At 74.6% G+C, this 16,472-nt stretch carries 12 protein-coding genes; 7 read left to right on the top strand and 5 right to left on the bottom strand.

All coding sequences use genetic code 11. The features are described 5' to 3' along the window. Positions 1 to 2: 2 nt before the first annotated feature. The 3 genes from DEJ46_RS26160 to DEJ46_RS26150 all read left to right on the top strand — a co-directional run bounded on the left by DEJ46_RS26160 (position 3) and on the right by DEJ46_RS26150 (position 4,209). Positions 3 to 1,469, top strand: a complete 1,467-nt coding sequence (locus DEJ46_RS26160) for a PP2C family serine/threonine-protein phosphatase (protein WP_411757784.1) — start codon at positions 3 to 5, stop codon at positions 1,467 to 1,469. Positions 1,470 to 1,530: 61 nt separating this feature from the next. Continuing rightward, a complete protein-coding gene (locus tag DEJ46_RS26155) occupies positions 1,531 to 2,865 on the top strand; it encodes a vWA domain-containing protein (RefSeq protein ID WP_150270174.1) in 1,335 nt (444 codons plus the stop codon). A gap of 42 nt (positions 2,866 to 2,907) precedes the next feature. After that, positions 2,908 to 4,209: an FHA domain-containing protein gene (locus tag DEJ46_RS26150; protein WP_150270172.1), complete on the top strand. Its 1,302-nt coding sequence runs from the start codon at positions 2,908 to 2,910 to the stop codon at positions 4,207 to 4,209. On the opposite strand, the gene DEJ46_RS26145 is transcribed toward DEJ46_RS26150, so the two are convergent. Next, positions 4,206 to 5,180: a methyltransferase domain-containing protein gene (locus DEJ46_RS26145; protein ID WP_150270171.1), complete on the bottom strand. Its 975-nt coding sequence runs from the start codon at positions 5,178 to 5,180 to the stop codon at positions 4,206 to 4,208. The genes DEJ46_RS26150 and DEJ46_RS26145 overlap by 4 nt on opposite strands. Before the next feature lie 210 nt (positions 5,181 to 5,390). Between DEJ46_RS26145 and DEJ46_RS26135 the strand changes: the two genes are divergently transcribed. The 4 genes from DEJ46_RS26135 to DEJ46_RS26120 all read left to right on the top strand — a co-directional run bounded on the left by DEJ46_RS26135 (position 5,391) and on the right by DEJ46_RS26120 (position 13,229). Next, positions 5,391 to 5,795 (top strand): globin, encoded by a 405-nt coding sequence (locus DEJ46_RS26135; protein WP_150270169.1) that lies wholly within the window; start codon positions 5,391 to 5,393, stop codon positions 5,793 to 5,795. A gap of 230 nt (positions 5,796 to 6,025) precedes the next feature. Next, the gene (locus DEJ46_RS26130) at positions 6,026 to 9,367 is read left to right on the top strand and encodes an ABC transporter permease (protein WP_150270167.1); all 3,342 of its coding nucleotides are present in this window, start codon (positions 6,026 to 6,028) and stop codon (positions 9,365 to 9,367) included. 80 nt (positions 9,368 to 9,447) lie between these two features. Beyond that, positions 9,448 to 12,261 carry an ABC transporter permease gene (locus DEJ46_RS26125; RefSeq protein WP_150274777.1) on the top strand — a complete coding sequence of 938 codons (2,814 nt, stop codon included), beginning with the start codon at positions 9,448 to 9,450 and terminating at the stop codon, positions 12,259 to 12,261. Beyond that, on the top strand, positions 12,258 to 13,229 hold the full coding sequence (locus tag DEJ46_RS26120; RefSeq protein ID WP_150270165.1) for an ABC transporter ATP-binding protein: 972 nt from the start codon (positions 12,258 to 12,260) through the stop codon (positions 13,227 to 13,229). The genes DEJ46_RS26125 and DEJ46_RS26120 overlap by 4 nt, the downstream gene beginning before the upstream one ends. A 51-nt stretch (positions 13,230 to 13,280) precedes the next feature. On the opposite strand, the gene DEJ46_RS26115 is transcribed toward DEJ46_RS26120, so the two are convergent. Genes DEJ46_RS26115 through ettA form a run of 4 tightly spaced genes read right to left on the bottom strand, consistent with a single transcriptional unit; the run spans position 13,281 to position 16,439 of the window. Further along, positions 13,281 to 13,688: a GNAT family N-acetyltransferase gene (locus DEJ46_RS26115; protein ID WP_150270163.1), complete on the bottom strand. Its 408-nt coding sequence runs from the start codon at positions 13,686 to 13,688 to the stop codon at positions 13,281 to 13,283. Then, on the bottom strand, positions 13,685 to 14,353 hold the full coding sequence (locus tag DEJ46_RS26110) for a hypothetical protein (protein ID WP_150270161.1): 669 nt from the start codon (positions 14,351 to 14,353) through the stop codon (positions 13,685 to 13,687). The genes DEJ46_RS26115 and DEJ46_RS26110 overlap by 4 nt, the downstream gene beginning before the upstream one ends. Further along, a complete protein-coding gene (locus DEJ46_RS26105; protein ID WP_150270159.1) occupies positions 14,350 to 14,772 on the bottom strand; it encodes an acyl-CoA thioesterase in 423 nt (140 codons plus the stop codon). The genes DEJ46_RS26110 and DEJ46_RS26105 overlap by 4 nt, the downstream gene beginning before the upstream one ends. A 2-nt stretch (positions 14,773 to 14,774) precedes the next feature. Beyond that, positions 14,775 to 16,439, bottom strand: a complete 1,665-nt coding sequence (gene ettA / locus DEJ46_RS26100) for an energy-dependent translational throttle protein EttA (protein WP_150270157.1) — start codon at positions 16,437 to 16,439, stop codon at positions 14,775 to 14,777. Between the last annotated feature and the right edge of the window lie 33 nt (positions 16,440 to 16,472).

Below are 16,472 nucleotides of genomic sequence, written 5' to 3'. Positions count from 1 at the left end.
GGATGTCCCAGAAGCCGATGCCGAAGCCGAATCCGGAGCCGAAGCCCTCGCACGGACTCGCCGCCTGCCCGGGCTGCGCGGAGCCGCTGGACTCGGGCGACCGGTTCTGCGGGGCGTGCGGCCACGACCTGTCGGCCGCCGCGGAGCCGGACCGCCCGACGGTGGCGATCGGCACCCCCGTGGTCTGGCCGGCCGCCCCGCCCCGGGAGGCCGGTTCGCTCTCGACGATGACCCAGCACCCCGGCGACCTGCCGGGCACCGACTCCGGCGGCAACGACCTGCCCACGATGGCGGTCCGCACGGACGGCCCGGTGCCGGCGCCTCCGGGCCCGGGCGCGTCCCCGTCCGGCGGGGACTTCGAGCTCGCCGCCCCCGACCCCCGTACCGCGGTACAGGTGGATCCGCCCCAGGCCCCGCCGGCGTCCCAGGCCCCTGCCCCGGCCCCGGCCCCGGCCCCACCGTCGGCGCCCGCCCATCCCCCCGCGCCGGCTCAGCCCCCCGCGCCCTCTCAGCCCCCCGCTCCTGTTTCCGGCGCCCCCGCTTCCGGTGCGGCCTCGCTCTGCGTGGCCTGCCGGGCCGGGCGGGTGGACACCGACGGCTACTGCGAGAACTGCGGGCACGCCCAGCCGCGCGAGCGGGACCACATGGAGCAGGAGCTCGGCACCGTCGCCGCGGTCAGCGACCGGGGACTGCGCCACCACCGCAACGAGGACTCGTTCGCCGTCTCGGCGACCACCCTCCCCGACGGCTCCCCCGCCGCCCTCGCGATCGTCTGCGACGGTGTCTCCTCGGCGACCCGTCCCGACGAGGCCTCCGCCGCCGCCGCGCAGGCGGCCGGCGCCTCACTGCTCGCCGCGCTGCCCCGCGGCATCCACCCGCAGCAGGCGATGCACGAGGCGATCGTCGCCGCCTCCGAGGCCGTCAACTCCCTCGCGGAGGAGCCCGGCCAGGACGGCGCCGAGCACGACCCGCACCGGAACTCGCCGGCCTGCACCATCGTCGGCTCGGTCGTCGCCGACGGCCTGCTCGTCGTCGGCTGGGTCGGCGACAGCCGCGTCTACTGGGTGCCGGACGACCGCAGCACCCCGTCCGCCCGGCTCACCGAGGACGACTCGTGGGCCGCCCAGATGGTCGCGGCGGGCCTGATGAGCGAGGCCGAGGCGTACGCGGACGAGCGCGCCCACGCGATCACCGGCTGGCTGGGCGCCGACGCGTACGAACTGGACCCGCACACCGCCGCGTTCAAACCGGACCGCTCCGGGGTGGTCGTGGTCTGCACGGACGGGCTCTGGAACTACGCGGAGGGCCCCGAGGACATGGCGAGGGTCGTCCCGCCGGACGCGGCGGGCCGCCCGCTGCACGGCGCGCAGGTCCTCGTCGGGCACGCGCTCGACGGCGGAGGCCACGACAACATCACGGTCGCGCTGCTGCCGTTCACCGTCTCGCCGCAAGGGGCAGGATCCGCCTGAGCGGCCGCCGGTCCCCCTGCCCCTTCACCTTTCCCCGTCGCCACCCGAGGAGCCGAAACAGATGGCGAACTTCTCCAAGCCGACCGTGCCGCAGTTCTCCGTGGACGTGTACCAGAACGAGTTCCTGCCGGAGGGCGGCCGCGAGGTCAACGCCATCGTGACGGTCACCTCGACCGGGGGTGGCACCAGCGGCGCGGGCGGCGTCGCCGGTTACGCGGACGGCAGCGCGGCCGGCGTGGTGATCATGGTCGACTGTTCCGGCTCGATGGACTACCCCGCCACCAAGATGCGCGGCGCCCGCGAGGCGACCGCCGCCGCCGTCGACACCCTGCGCGACGGCACCTCCTTCGCCGTCGTCGCCGGCACGCACGTGGCGAAGGAGATCTACCCGGGCAACGGCCGGCTGGCCGTGGCGGACGACCGGACCCGGGCCGAGGCCAAGCAGGCGCTGCGGAGCCTGTCGGCGGGCGGCGGTACGGCGATCGGCACCTGGCTGCGCCTCGCGGACCGGCTGCTCTCCTCCACCGACGTCACCATCCGGCACGGCATCCTCCTCACCGACGGCCGCAACGAGCACGAGTCGCCCGAGGAGCTGCGCTCCGCGCTCGACGCCTGCGCGGGCCGGTTCACCTGTGACGCGCGCGGGGTCGGCACCGATTGGGAGGTCAAGGAGGTCACCGGGATCGCCTCGGCGCTCCTCGGCACGGCCGACATCGTCGCCGACCCGGCCGGTCTCACCGCCGACTTCACGGTGATGATGGAGCAGGCGATGGGCAAGGGCGTGGCGGACGTCGTCCTGCGCCTGTGGACTCCGGTCGGGGTGGAGATCGGGTACGTGAAGCAGGTCGCGCCGACGGTCGAGGACCTGACCGGCCGGCGCACCGAGGCCGGGCCGCGCGCCGGGGACTACCCGACGGGCTCGTGGGGCGACGAGTCCCGCGACTACCACGTGAGCGTGCGCGTCCCGCAGGCCGCGATCGGCCAGGAGATGCTCGCCGCCCGGGTCTCCCTGATCGCCCCGGACCCGGCGGGCGGCGACCCCCGGCCGCTGTCTCAGGGACTGGTACGGGCCGTGTGGACGGACGACCTGGCGATGTCCACGTCGATCAATCCGCAGGTCGCGCACTACACGGGCCAGGCGGAGCTCGCGAACGTCATCCAGCAGGGTCTCGATGCCCGCAAATCGGGCGATCGCGACGGCGCGACGGCCAAACTGGGCCGTGCCGTCCAGCTCGCGGCGGCCTCCGGCAACGCCGATACGGCGAAACTCCTTTCGAAGGTGGTCGACGTCGTCGACGCGGCGACGGGTACTGTGCGTTTGAAGGCGAAGGTCGCGGAAGCGGACGAGATGACACTCGAGACCCGCTCCACCAAGACCGTTCGCGTCAAGAGGTAGCCCGGCCCGCCGGGCCGGACGACGAGAGGGGGAAGCACCGACATGCCGACCTGCCCGAACGGACACCAGTCGGTCTCCGACGACTGGTGCGAGGTCTGCGGCCACCGCATGGCCGGGGCGGGCGCGCCTGCGGGTGCCGTGCCGCCGCCTCCCCCGCCGCCGCCGCCCGCGTACGGATACCCGGGCCCCGGCGGCCCCGGCCAGCCCCCGATGGGCCCGCCGCCCGGCGCGCCCGGCGGCCACGGTGCTCCTGGTGGCCCCGGTGCTCCCGGCGGCTTCGGTCCCGGGGGCGACCCGAACGCGACCGCGCAGGCCGAGCTCTGCCCGCAGTGCCGTACCCCGCGTGAGCACATGGCACCGTTCTGCGAGGAGTGCCGCTGGAACTTCCTCACGAACACGGCGACCTCGTACACGCCGCTGGCTCCGCAGCAGTCCGGGCCGCCGCCCGGTCTGAACCTGCCGCCCGGCTTCCAGTCCCCGCCGCCGCCCCCGCAGCAGCAGCCACCGCAGCCGGATCCCTTCGGGTACCAGGGCTCGCGGCCCTCCCAGGTGAACCGTCCGGCCGAGCCGCTGGGCGCCGAGCCCACGCACCACCAGGCCCCGCCGCAGCGCCCGCCGGTGCAGCAACCGCCCGTACAGCAGCCCATGCAGCCGCCCGTACAGCAGGCGCCGCCCGCATACCTCCAGGCCCCGCCGCCGCAGGCACCGGTCCAGACCCCGGCCCCGCCCGCGCCGCCGCAACCGCGCGCGGACGACGACTGGGTCCTGTCGCCGCCGTCGCAGCCGCAGCCGCCGCAGCACCAGGCCCCGCCGCCGCCCCCGCAGCAGCACCAGGCCCCGCCGCCCCAGCAGCAGTTCCAGGCCTCGCCTCCGCAGCAGCAGCAGCAGCAGTTCCAGCAGCAGCCTCCGCGGCAGCAGTTCGAGCCGCCGCGGCCGCCGATGGGCTGGACCGCGGTCATCGGCCCGGACCGCGAGTACTTCATGGCGATGATGCACCGCAGCGGCCCGGAGGCCTCGGGCCTGAACCTGCCCGCGTACTCGCCGGACAAGCACCTGCCGCTCCAGGGCAACCAGATCTCCATCGGCCGTCGCCGGCACTCCACCGGCGAGTCCCCGGACATCGACCTGTCGGTGCCGCCGGAGGACCCGGGCGTCTCGCACCAGCACGCCGTGCTCGTGCAGCAGCCGGACGGGTCGTGGGCGGTGGTGGACCAGAACTCCACCAACGGCACCACGATCAACGGCGGCGAGGAGCCGATCCAGCCCTACGTGCCGGTCCAGCTCCAGGAGGGCGACCGGGTGCACGTCGGCGCCTGGACGACGATCACGATCCGCCGCGGCTAGCCGGCGGACGGCAGGGGCCAGGCGTACGGCCCTCCGGGCTCGTCCAGCCAGGCCCACTGCCGGTCGCCGCTGACCGTCACCCCGAAGCGCTCCCGCTCCGGCCGCCCCTCGCGCAGCCAGAGCGAGAGCGCTTCGCGTCTGTCCAGGGCCTCGGCGACGAGGCCCCACAGGAAGCGGAAGCGTTCGTCCCCGGCGGGGCCGTGGCGCGGGCCGGGCCGTCCCGGGACGTGGGCGCCGACGCCCCGCAACGCCACGAAGTACGCCGAGGTCTCCAGGAACCGTCCCTCCGCGTGCGTGCCGTCGCGCACCCGCAGCAGGATCAGCCCGGTGGAGAGCGGGGCGAGGACCAGGGCGCCGGGTCTGCACTGGGCGAGCCAGGGGTACGGGACGGCGGGCACCGCGCAGGTCGCGACGATCCGGTCGTAGGGGGCGCGCTCGGGACAGCCCCGGGCACCGTCGGCGGCGAGCACGGCGGGCCGGTACCCGGCGGCGGCGAGATGGGTCCGGGCGGACTCGGCGATCTCCTCGTCGAGGTCGACGGTGGTGACGTGCTCCTCGCCGAGCCGGTGGGAGAGCAGGGCCGCGTGGTAGCCGGTCCCGGCGCCGATCTCCAGGACGTCGTCGCCGTCGCGCACGTCCAGGGCCTGGAGCATGAGCGCCATCAGGGAGGGCTGGCTGGCGGAGGAGACCAGCTCCCCGTCGCGTACGCGCGTGGCGACCGCCGTGTCCGCGTAGGCCCCGCGCAGCCAGCGCGCCCGCCGCGCGGGGTCGGGGTCGCCGGCCCAGAGCCGCTCGTAGCCGCCGGTCCCGGAGACGTAGAAGTACGGGACGAAGAGATGGCGCGGGACCTCCGCGAAGGCGGCCCGCCAGGCGGGGTCGGCCAGCACGCCTTCCGCCTCGATCCGCCGCACGAGCGCCCGCCGCTCCCGCGCACCGTCCCCGGCGAACTCACCCCACGGCTCACCACCCATGCCTCCACTCTCCCGCCGCCGCGGCCCCGGGGCGAGCGCCCGTACGGGTACCGGTCCGCTGCCCCGGCCCCGACCCCGACCCCGACCCCGACCCCGACCCCGACCCCGACCCCGACCCCGACCCCGACCATGATCCCGACCCCGACCATGATCCGCCGGACTGGTCCTAAGCCCCCGGTCCTCGGCCGGGGCATCTGAGACGATGGAACGGTGAACGAGATTCCCGGGGAAACGACGCAGGAGCAGACCTTCTACGAGCAGGTCGGCGGCGAGGAGACCTTCCGCCGCCTGGTCCACCGCTTCTACAAGGGCGTCGCGGCGGACCCGCTGCTGCGCCCGATGTACCCCGAGGAGGATCTCGGCCCGGCGGAGGAGCGCCTCGCGCTCTTCCTGATGCAGTACTGGGGCGGCCCCCGCACGTACAGCGACGACCGCGGCCACCCCCGCCTCCGCATGCGCCACGCCCCCTTCACCGTGGACCAGGCGGCGCACGACGCCTGGCTCCGCCACATGCGCGCCGCCCTGGACGACCTCCGGCTCGCCCCCGCACACGAGGCGGAGCTGTGGCGCTACCTCACCTACGCGGCGGCCTCCATGGTGAACACGGCGGGCTGACAGCCTTCTTGCCGCCGCCCGATGCGGGTCGGGCGGATATGACCGGGAGATGACCGAGAGCAACCGCACCACCCCTGGACGGACATATTCCGGAGACGGAACGCCGATTAACGGTCACGATCGCATCAAGGTCGGACCGTAAGCGGTTTCCAGCGACACGTGCACTCTGAAAGCATCCAGGGAAGTCCGGGGGGACGCAGAGGACTTTCGGCGTTGTTCCAGGGGGATGGGTGACGGGGTTCGTATTCCTGCGCGTCAGGGCTCACCGGCTGCTGCTGGCCGCGGCGCTCCTCGCCGTGCTTCTGACCACGACCGTGCTGGCCACGCTCGCCGCCTTCTCCGCCTCCATCGGGGACGCGGCGCTCCAGGCCCGGCTCCAGGGGCGGTCGGCGCCCGCCGCCTCGCTGCTCGTGACCGGGCAGGTGCCCGCCGGGAAGCGGGCCGACGCCGAGGAGGCCGTGCGGGACGGGGCGCGGAAGACCTTCGACGGGCTGCCCGTGACGGTACGGCGGCTCGAACGCTCCGGGCCGTACGCGCTGCCCCGCGCGCTCCAGGCGCCCACCGCGCGCGGCGGCGACCCCGACCTCGCCCACTTCGCCGCACTCGACCGCTCGCGGCTCTCCCTCGTCCGGGGCGCCTGGCCCTCGGCCGCCCGCACCGGCGGCGTGGTCGAGACGGCGCTCCCCGAGGAGGCGGCCCGCCGGCTCCGGGTCACGCCCGGGACCGTGCTCACCCTCGCCGACCGGCTCGACGGCACGCTGGTGAAGGCCCGGATCACCGGCGTCTACCGGCCCGTCGACACCGGCGACCTGTACTGGCGGCTCGACCCGGCCGACGGCCGCGGGGTGCGGACGGTCACTTTCACGACGTACGGCCCGCTGCTCGTCGACCCGACCCTCATGACCTCCCGGGCGCTGAGCTCCGGCGAGACGTCCTGGCTCGGCTCCGCCGACTTCACCGGCTTCACCACCGGCCGCATCGACGCGCTGCGCGCCACCGCGACCGAGGGCCCCAAGGCGATGGCCACCGACACCGCGCGCTTCGGCACGACGGTCTCGGCGTCCACCGCACTCCCCGGAGTCCTGGAGCAGACCCAGCGGGCCCTGCTCGTCTCCCGCTCCACCCTCCTGATCGTGGCCGTGCAGCTGGCGCTCCTCGCCGCGTACGCACTGCTGCTCGTCGCCCGGCTGCTCAGCACCGAGCGCTCCGGGGAGACCGCGCTGCTCCGGGCCCGTGGCGGTTCCCGGCGCCGGATCACCGGCCTCGCCGCCGCCGAGGCCCTGCTCCTCGCCCTGCCGGCGGCGCTCGCCGCACCGCTCCTCTCGGGACCGCTGACCCGGCTCTTCGCCGAGCGGTCCGCGTTCTCGTCCCTCGGCGTACGCCTCGACACGACACCCTCCCTCCAGGTGTGGCTGGTCGGCGCCACCGTGGCCCTGTGCTGCGCCGCGGCCGTGGTCGCGCCCGCGCTCACCGCCGGGGACGGTTCCGTCGTCCCGCTGCGCAAGGGCCGCTCGGCCGCCCTGCCCGGTCCCGTACGGGCCGGCGCGGACCTCGGTCTGCTGGCCGTCGCCGCCGTCGCCTACTGGCAGTTGCAGCGGCCGACAGCCGCAGGCGGCACCCTCGACGCGGGCGGGTCCGGCGGCGGTTCCGTGGACCCGGTGCTCGTCGCCGCGCCCGCCCTCGCGCTGCTGGCCGGCACCGTCCTGACGCTGCGTCTGCTGCCGGTCGCCGCCAAGCTGGCCGAGCGGCGCGCGGCGCGCGGGCGGGGTCTCTCCGCGGCCCTCGCCGGCTGGCAGTTCAGCCGCCGGCCGCTGCGCGGCGCGGGTCCCGTCCTCCTCCTCGTCCTCTCCATGGCGATGGGCATGCTGGCCATCGGCCAGAACGCCTCGTGGGAGCGTTCTCAGCGCGACCAGGCCGACTTCCGTGCCGGATCGGCCGTACGCGTCCTCAGCTCCGGCCCCGGCCAGCCCACCCGGACCGAGCAGCTGGGCAACGTACCCGGTGTCCGCGCGGTGGCTCCGGTGCACCGCGTCACCATGGACGTCGCCGGGAAGAGCGCGACCGTCCTCGCCGTGGACACCCGCAGCGCCGGCGCCGGCCTGCTCTTCCGCTCCGACCTCGCCGACGCCCCCGCCCGCGAGCTCCTCGCCCCGCTCGCCCCCCGGGCCGTGAACCGCCCCGGCCTCGCGCTGCCGGCCGGCACCCGCGCGCTCACCGCCGACCTGCGGCTCGCCGAACCGGTCGGCGACGGCCAGGTCACCGCCGTCCTGGAGGACCCGAACGGCGTCCTCTACCAGCACACCATGGGGCCGCTCGAAGCCGACGGCCGGACGCACCGGCTCAGCCTCGGCCTCGGCGCCCTGACCGCCGCTCCCGGCGCCGAGGCGAGCGGCGGCTCCGGCGGCCGGCTCACCCTCGTCGGACTGGAGCTGTCCGGTCAGATCGGCTACGGCGTGGACGCCGCACAGACCCTCCACGTCGAACGCCTCGGCGTCGTCCGGGCCGACGGACACGACGAGACCCACGCACCGGCCCGGGTCCTCGCACCCTGGAAGCACTCCTACGAGCAGGCCCGGGGCGACGGCACCCTGGACGCGAAGCCCGTGCCCGGCACCGCGGGACCCGCCGGCCGCCCCGCCGCACTCTCCCTCCCGTTCACCCTCACCAGCGCACCGGACCAGGAGATTTACGGGGAGAAGACGGAGTTCGCGCTCCGGACGAGCGCGCCCGCGCCCAAGGCACCCGCCAGGCTGTCCGCCGTCGCCACCCGGAGCTTCATGACGGCCACCGGCGCCGAGCCGGGCGACCTGATCGAGGTCTCCATCGGCGGCCACGTCAAGGTCACCGTCGACCGCGTCGTCGAGGAGCTGCCCACCACCGGCCCCGGCACCCGTACGGCCTCGGCGACCGCCGCGGCCACCACCCCCGACGACGGCGGCACGATCCTCCTCGACCTGGCCTCGGTCAACCACTACCTGTCCACCGGCGCCGCCTCGACCGTGGCGCCCACCGAATGGTGGCTGAACGTCGGCCCCGGACGGTCGGACGAGGTCGCCGCGGCCCTGCGCGCCCGCCCCGACGCCGACCCCGCCCAGATCCTGGTGCGCGACGAGATCGCCACCGAACTGCTCGGCGACCCGCTCGGCGCGGGCCCCAACGCCGCCCTGACGGCGGTCGCCGCCGCCGGTGCCGCGCTCGCCGCCGTCGGCTTCGGGGTCGGCTCGGCCGGCGCCATGCGGGAACGTTCCGCCGAGTTCGGGGTGCTCCGGGCGCTCGGCACACCACGCCGCCGCCTCGCCCGGCTGATCGCCGCCGAACAGGGGCTGCTCATCGCCATCGGCCTGCTCATCGGCGCCGGACTCGGCGCCGTCCTCGCGCGGGCCGTCGTCCCGCTCGTCGTCCTCACCGGCCACGCCACCCGGCCCGTCCCCCCGGTCCTCGTCGAACTGCCCCTCGGCCAGGTCGTCCTGCTGCTCGCCGGCGTCGCCGTACTGCCCCTCGCGATGGTCGCCGTGATCGCCCTGCGCCGCACCGACCCGGTCGTCACCCTGCGCCACCAGGGGGACCACTGATGTCCGCGCCCGCAGGGAAGGGCCCGGGCGCGGGCGAGGCGACCCCCGAGACACCCGCCGCACGCAGGAAGGCCCCCGACATGTCCCGGTCCCGGACCGACAGACCCGCCCGCGCCGTGGCGCCCTGGGTACGGACCCGGCTGCGGACCACACCCTGGGCGGCGGCCTCCCTCGCCCTCCTCGTCCTGGTCACCGCCTACCTCGCGGCCGCGCTGCCGCGCGCCGTGGCCTCGTACGAGTCCGAGGGGCTCCGGCACGACATCGGGAGCGCGGCGGCCCGCAACATCGTGCTCCAGGTGACCGCCGGCCCGCCCGGCCTCGAACAGCCCGCGGCCGTACGCGAGGCGGGGCTGGCCCCCGCCGTCCTCGACCGGCAGCACGAGCGGGTGCGCGACCTGCTGCCCCGGCCGCTGCGGATCGACCCGCGGCAGTCCGTCCACGGAGTGCGTACGGTCAGATGGGTAGCGGGGACCGACCCGTGGCTGCCCCGGCCGGACGGACTCCCCCCTGAGTTCGTGCTCTCCTCCCCCTCCGGCCTGACCTCCCACGCCACCCTGCGGCAGGGCCGGCTCGCCGCGGGCACGGCCGCCCGGCCGGAGGCGGTGGTGACCACGAAGACCGCCGGGACGCTGCGCCTGAAGGCCGGCTCCGTCGTCCACGTGCCCAGCCGGTTCGGCCTGGAGCCGATCGCCGTCACGGTCACCGGGATCGTGGAGCCGCGCGGCCCCGAGGACGCGTACTGGGCCGCGGAACCGATCCTCCGCACCCCGGCGCTCGCCACGGTCGGCATCCTCGACGTCAAGCGCTACTGGCAGGCGGCGCTGCTGGTCTCGCCCGCCTCGGCGCCCGCGCTGCTCTCCACCGCCGGCGAGCCGGAGGTCTTCTTCCGGTTCCTGCCCACGTCCGGGCACCTCACCGGCGACGACGCGGAACGGCTCGACGCCGCGCTCTCCTCGGCGGCGGCCGGCCCCGACCTGGCCAGGATGCGCGAGGTCGTCGGCCCCACCGGCACGTTCGGCACCGACCTCGACGGGATCGTCGAGGCGTTCGTCTCGACCCGCGAGGCGATCAACCCGGTCGTGGCCGTCGCCGTCTTCGGCATCGGCACGGTCGCCGCGGTCGTCCTCGCCATGACCGGCGGCCTCTTCCTCGCCCGCCGGGACAGCGAGCTGGCCCTGCTCCGCTCCCGCGGCGGCTCGCTCACCGGCATCGGCCTGCGCCTCCTCGGCGAGACCTCCGCGGTCGCCGTACCGGCCGCGGCGCTCGCCGTCGCCCTGGCCGTGGCGACCGTCCCCGGGGCGGGCGACGCGTCGGCATCCGCCGCCGGCTCCGACGGCATCCCGCTGCTCCCCTCCCTGCTCGCCGCCTCCGCCGTCACCCTCCTCGCGATGCTCGTCCTGCCCGTACGCGCCGTCGTCCTGCACCGGCGCCCGCGCCTGCACGGCGGTCGCGACGACCTGCTGACCGCCCGGCCCTCCCGGCGCCGCACGGTCGCCGAACTCACCTTCCTCGTCCTCGCCGTGGGCGCCGTCGCCTCCCTGCGCCTGCGGGGCACCGGTGACGGCGGGGACCATCTGGTGAGCGCCGCCCCGGTGCTCGTCGGCCTGATCGCCGCCCTGGTTCTCGTACGGATCTATCCGCTGCCGCTGCGCTGGCTGGGCCGCCCGGCCCGCCGGCTGCGCGGGGTGGTCGGCCCGCTCGCCCTCGCCCGCGCCGGGCGCGTCTCCTCGACGGGAGCGCTCCTCGCGCTCGTCCTCGCGCTGGCCACGGCCGCCTTCGGCGGCTCCGTCCTGGCCGGCATCGCCGACGCCCGCGACCGCGCGGCGCTCCTGGCGACCGGCGCGGACGCCCGTATCGACGGATCGGTGGAGGGGACACCCCTGCCGTCCGGACTCACCGAGGCGGTGCGCGGTACTGCGGGGGTACGGGACGTGGCCCCGCTGCAGATCGAGTACGGCATCGATCTGCCGTCCCGGCTGGGCGCCTCCGCGCCGAAGATGACCTCGCCGCTCGTCGGCGTCGAACCGGACTCGTACACCCGGCTGGCGAAGCGGACCGGTTTGGGGCCGTTCCCGCCGGGGCTGCTCGCCTCGACGGGGAAGGGCGGCAAGGAGGTCGCCGCGGACCGGGAGCGGGTGCTGCCCGCCATCGCCTCGCCGTCGGTCGCCGAGCGGCTCGGCGCCGAACCGCAGGAGCTCGTCACCGCGGCGGGGGTGTTCCGGGTGAAGGTCGTCGCGGTCCGCCCGACCACCCCGGCCCTGCAGGACGCCGACTTCCTCCTCGTCAACGCCGCCGACCTCACCCACCGGACGTCCACGGCGCTGCTCGTCACCGGACCGGCGGACGGCGCCGCGCTGCGGGCCGCCGCGAAGGCGGAGTCGGGCAGCCTCCTGGTGACCATGCGGACCGAGCAACGGGCCGGCTACGTGGACTCGCCGCTCCAGACGGGCGCCGAGCAGATCTACACGGCGGCCATCGGCGCGGGCGCCGGCTATGCGGTCGTGGCGGTGCTGCTCTCCCTGCTGCAGAGCGCTCCGGAGCGGACCACCCTCCTCGCGCGGCTGCGGACGATGGGCCTGACCCGGAAGCAGGGGCGCAGGCTCCTCGGCCTCGAAGCGCTGCCGCAGGCGGTCCTCGCCGCGCTCGGCGGCACGCTGGTCGGCTGGGCGACGGTGCCGCTGGTCGCCCCCGGGATCGACCTGTTCCGCCTCGCGCTGGCCACGACACCGGCGTACGCCCCGCTGGACAGCGCACCGCTGCGGGCCGACCCGTGGTCGCTCGCGGTGCCCGCCGTCGCGATCGTCCTGATCACGGCGGTGGCGGCGGCCGGGCAGGCCTGGTGGGCGGGGCGCAAGGGCTCGATCAAGGAACTGAGGGCAGGAGACGCACGATGACGAACCCCGGTACGACCCTCCCCGCCGACTCCTCGGGCACCACCCTGGAGGAGCTGGAGCAGCGGGCGACCGCGCGGCGCGACCGGCCCTCGTACGGGCACGACGCGCTCATCGCCTGCGACCGGCTGGTGCGGATCTTCACCACGGACGGGGTGGAGGTGCAGGCGCTGCAGGGCCTCGATCTCCTGGTGAAGGAGGGCGAGTTGATGGCCCTCGTCGGCGCCTCCGGCTCCGGCAAGTCGACGCTGATGAACATCCTGGCGGGCCTCGACGTGCCGACGGCCGGCGCGGCCCGGGTCGCGGGGAGCGACCTGCTGGCGATGGACGGCAAGGCGCGGCTCCGGTACCGCCGCGAGGTCGTCGGCTTCGTCTGGCAGCAGACCGCCCGCAACCTCCTCCCGTACCTGACGGCGGCTCAGAACGTGGCCCTGCCGATGCAGTTGCGGGGCCGCACGAAGCGGAAGGCCGAACGGGCGGAGGAGCTCCTCGCCATGCTGGGCATCGCGGACGCCCGTGACCGGCGGCCGCACCAGCTCTCCGGCGGCCAGCAGCAGCGGGTGGCCATCGCGGTCGCCCTCGCCAACAACCCGGCCCTGCTCCTCGCCGACGAACCGACCGGCGAGCTGGACTCGGCCACCGGGGAGCAGGTCTTCGCCGCCTTCCGCCGCGCCAACGAGGAGCTGGGCACGACGATCGTCATCGTCACCCACGACCAGGCGGTCGCCTCCGAGGTCCGCCGCACGGTCGCCATCCGCGACGGCCGCACCTCCTCGGAGGTCCTGCGCCGCACCGAGGTCGACGAGCTGGGCCAGGAGTCGACGGTGGCACGGGAGTACGCGATGCTCGACCGCGCCGGCCGGCTCCAGCTCCCGGCGGACTACACGCGGGCGCTCGGGATGGAGCACCGGGTGGCGCTGGAGCTGGAGCAGGACCACATCGGGGTCTGGCCGGACGACGAGGAGCGCTGACGCGGGCGGGCCGTCGCCGGGCGGACCGAGGGCAGACCGCCGGGCAAACCCCTAGGGGGTGTCCAGCGCCATGAGTCCGGCGGCCGTGGGCCGGAAGCCGCAGCGCTCGTGGAAGCCGGCGAGGTGGGGCTCGTAGTCCACATGCAGCCAGTGCGCGCCGCGCTCGCGGGCCGCCGCGGCGGCCGCCCGGACGAGGGCGACGCCGAGCCCGGCCCGGCGCTCGTCCGGGTGGACGGTGGTGTCGAGGAGGAAGGCGTGCACACCACCGTCCCCGACGACGTTCACGTACCCGACGAGCCGCCCGGCGCGGCGGGCGGTGACGCGGAGGAGGCTGCGGGCGAGGACCGGTCCGAAGTCGGTGTCCCGGTGCCCGGGCCAGGAGGCGTGGAAGAGACTGTTGAGCTCGTCCCCGGCAAGGGCCCCGTCGACCTCGACGCCCGGGGGCGGGAGCGGGGTCATCCCGGGGTGACGGAGATGAGGCCCATCGGCGCCGTACGGACGGCGATCGAGCCGTACGGGGTGCGCAGCCGGAGCCACGGGCCGGAGGCGAAGAGCGCGACCGGCGCGTCCTCCTGTCCCGGCGGCAGGAAGCCGAGCGACTGCGCGGCGTGCACGGCCCGCAGGGGCAGGCCGGTGGCGCCGAGGGTCCGGGACCAGATGTCGCGGCCGAGGCGGTCGCGCTCGGCCCTGGTCCGCCGCTCCTCGGGCAGCTCCTCGTCGCGCGCCCGGAACTCGGCGACGGCCGCGGCGACCGCGCCGCGCATCTGCGCGGCGCCCGGCAGTCCGGCGACCGGCCGCCAGCCGGCCCGGGGCGGCAGCATGCCCGCCCAGGGCGGGCCGGTGACGGATTCCGGAACGACCGCCTTGCCGGCCGACTCCTCGATGCCTTCGAGGAGTTCGCCTGCGGAGACGGTGACGTCCAGGTCCACGGCGTCGACGAGCCGGGCCGTACGGATCGCGAGCACCTCGAAGGACGGCGGCCGGCCGAAGACGGCCAGCGCCCCGCCGCCCGCCTGGAGGCGGACGGCCGCGGCCCGGTCGTAGTGGACCAGCCGGCCCAGGAAGGCGGCGAGGGCCGCCGCCTCCCGGGGGTCGGCGAAGTGCAGCGGAGCGAGCACGGTCATGCGGCGGACGTCATCCCGTCGTCGACGTACACCTGGAGGAACTCGCGCTCCTCGGAGGTGATCCGGCGCGGACGCTGGGCCTCCAGGTCGAAGGGCACGACGACCGTGGACGCCCGGACGTACACGACGTCGGCGTCCTTGACCTCGTACGCGATCGTCAGCGACGCCGCGCCTATCTTCGTGACCCAGGACTCGATGGTCACCGGCTCGTGCCGGTGGACCAGCGGCCGCTTGTAGTCGATCTCGTGCCGGGCCACGACGGACCCGCCGGAGAACGAGGGGGAACCGTCCCCCGGCGCCAGCCGGAACATGAAGTCGATGCGCGCCTCTTCCAGGTACCGCAGGAAGACGACGTTGTTGACGTGCCCGAAGGCGTCCATGTCCGACCAGCGCAGGGGACAGCTGTAGATGTGGCGCACGCTCAGCCTCGGGTCAGCTTCTTGTACGTGGCGCGGTGCGGGCGGGCCGCCTCGGCGCCGAGGCGCTCGATCTTGTTCTTCTCGTACGACTCGAAGTTGCCCTCGAACCAGTACCACTTCGACTCACCCTCGTACGCGAGGATGTGCGTCGCGACGCGGTCCAGGAACCACCGGTCGTGGGAGATCACGACCGCGGCGCCGGGGAACTCCAGGAGGGCGTTCTCCAGCGACGACAGGGTCTCGACGTCGAGGTCGTTGGTGGGCTCGTCGAGGAGCAGCAGGTTGCCGCCCTCCTTGAGCGTCAGCGCCAGGTTGAGGCGGTTGCGCTCACCGCCGGACAGCACGCCCGCGGGCTTCTGCTGGTCCGGGCCCTTGAAGCCGAAGGCGCTGACGTACGCGCGGGACGGCATCTCGACGTGGCCGACGTTGATGTAGTCCAGCTCGTCGGAGACGACGGCCCACAGCGTCTTCTTGGGGTCGATGTTGGCGCGGCTCTGGTCGACGTACGAGATCTTGACGGTCTCGCCGACCTTGATCGAGCCGGAATCCGGGGTCTCCAGACCCTGGATCATCTTGAAGAGCGTGGTCTTGCCGGCGCCGTTCGGGCCGATGACGCCGACGATGCCGTTACGCGGCAGGGTGAAGCTCAGGTCGTCGATGAGGACCTTGTCGCCGAAGGCCTTGGAGAGGTTCTCGACCTCGACGACGATGGAGCCCAGGCGCGGACCCGGCGGGATCTGGATCTCCTCGAAGTCCAGCTTCCGCATCTTGTCGGCCTCGGCCGCCATCTCCTCGTAGCGGGCGAGACGGGCCTTGGACTTGGTCTGACGCCCCTTGGCGTTGGACCGCACCCACTCCAGCTCTTCCTTGAGGCGCTTGGCGCGCTTCTCGTCCTTCTTGCCCTCGACCTTGAGGCGAGTGGCCTTCTTGTCGAGGTAGGTGGAGTAGTTGCCCTCGTAGGGGATCGCGCGACCGCGGTCGAGCTCCAGGATCCACTCGGCGACGTTGTTCAGGAAGTAACGGTCGTGGGTGACGGCCACCACGGCGCCCGAGTACTTCGAGAGGTGCTGCTCCAGCCAGTTCACCGACTCGGCGTCGAGGTGGTTGGTGGGCTCGTCGAGGAGGAGCAGGTCCGGGGCCTCGATGAGCAGCTTGCAGAGCGCGACACGGCGCTTCTCGCCACCGGAGAGGTTGGTGACGGGCCAGTCGCCGGGCGGGCAGCCCAGGGCGTCCATGGCCTGCTCCAGCTGGGCGTCGAGGTCCCAGGCGTTGGAGTGGTCAAGGTCCTCCTGGAGCTTGCCCATCTCCTCCATGAGCTCGTCGCTGTAGTCGGTGGCCATGAGCTCGGCCACCTCGTTGAAGCGCTTGAGCTTGCTCATCTGCTCGGCGGCGCCGTCCTGCACGTTCTCCAGGACGGTCTTCGACTCGTCGAGCTTCGGCTCCTGCATGAGAATGCCGACGCTGTAGCCGGGCGAGAGGAACGCGTCACCGTTGGACGGCTGCTCGATCCCGGCCATGATCTTCAGAACGGTGGACTTACCGGCACCGTTCGGACCCACCACACCGATCTTGGCGCCGGGCAGGAAGTTCAGGAAGACGTCGTCGAGAATCACCTTGTCGCCGTGCGCTTTACGCGCCTTGCGCATGGTGTAGATGAACTCAGCCAAGAGAAACCGTCCGGCGAAGAGTGAGTGGGCAGA

This window comes from Streptomyces venezuelae (genome assembly GCF_008642375.1).
Taxonomy (GTDB): Bacteria; Actinomycetota; Actinomycetes; order Streptomycetales; family Streptomycetaceae; genus Streptomyces; species Streptomyces venezuelae_G.
This window is presented reverse-complemented; position numbering and strand designations above follow the sequence as displayed.

Bases quoted from the DNA above. Each gene is read 5' to 3' on its own strand.
- DEJ46_RS26160 (WP_411757784.1), top strand. From the start codon at position 3: ATGTCCCAGAAGCCGATGCCGAAGCCGAATCCGGAGCCGAAGCCCTCG.
- DEJ46_RS26110 (WP_150270161.1), bottom strand. From the start codon at position 14,353: ATGACCGTGCTCGCTCCGCTGCACTTCGCCGACCCCCGGGAGGCGGCG.
- DEJ46_RS26125 (WP_150274777.1), top strand. From the start codon at position 9,448: ATGTCCCGGTCCCGGACCGACAGACCCGCCCGCGCCGTGGCGCCCTGG.
- DEJ46_RS26115 (WP_150270163.1), bottom strand. From the start codon at position 13,688: ATGACCCCGCTCCCGCCCCCGGGCGTCGAGGTCGACGGGGCCCTTGCC.
- DEJ46_RS26155 (WP_150270174.1), top strand. From the start codon at position 1,531: ATGGCGAACTTCTCCAAGCCGACCGTGCCGCAGTTCTCCGTGGACGTG.
- DEJ46_RS26145 (WP_150270171.1), bottom strand. From the start codon at position 5,180: ATGGGTGGTGAGCCGTGGGGTGAGTTCGCCGGGGACGGTGCGCGGGAG.
- DEJ46_RS26150 (WP_150270172.1), top strand. From the start codon at position 2,908: ATGCCGACCTGCCCGAACGGACACCAGTCGGTCTCCGACGACTGGTGC.
- DEJ46_RS26120 (WP_150270165.1), top strand. From the start codon at position 12,258: ATGACGAACCCCGGTACGACCCTCCCCGCCGACTCCTCGGGCACCACC.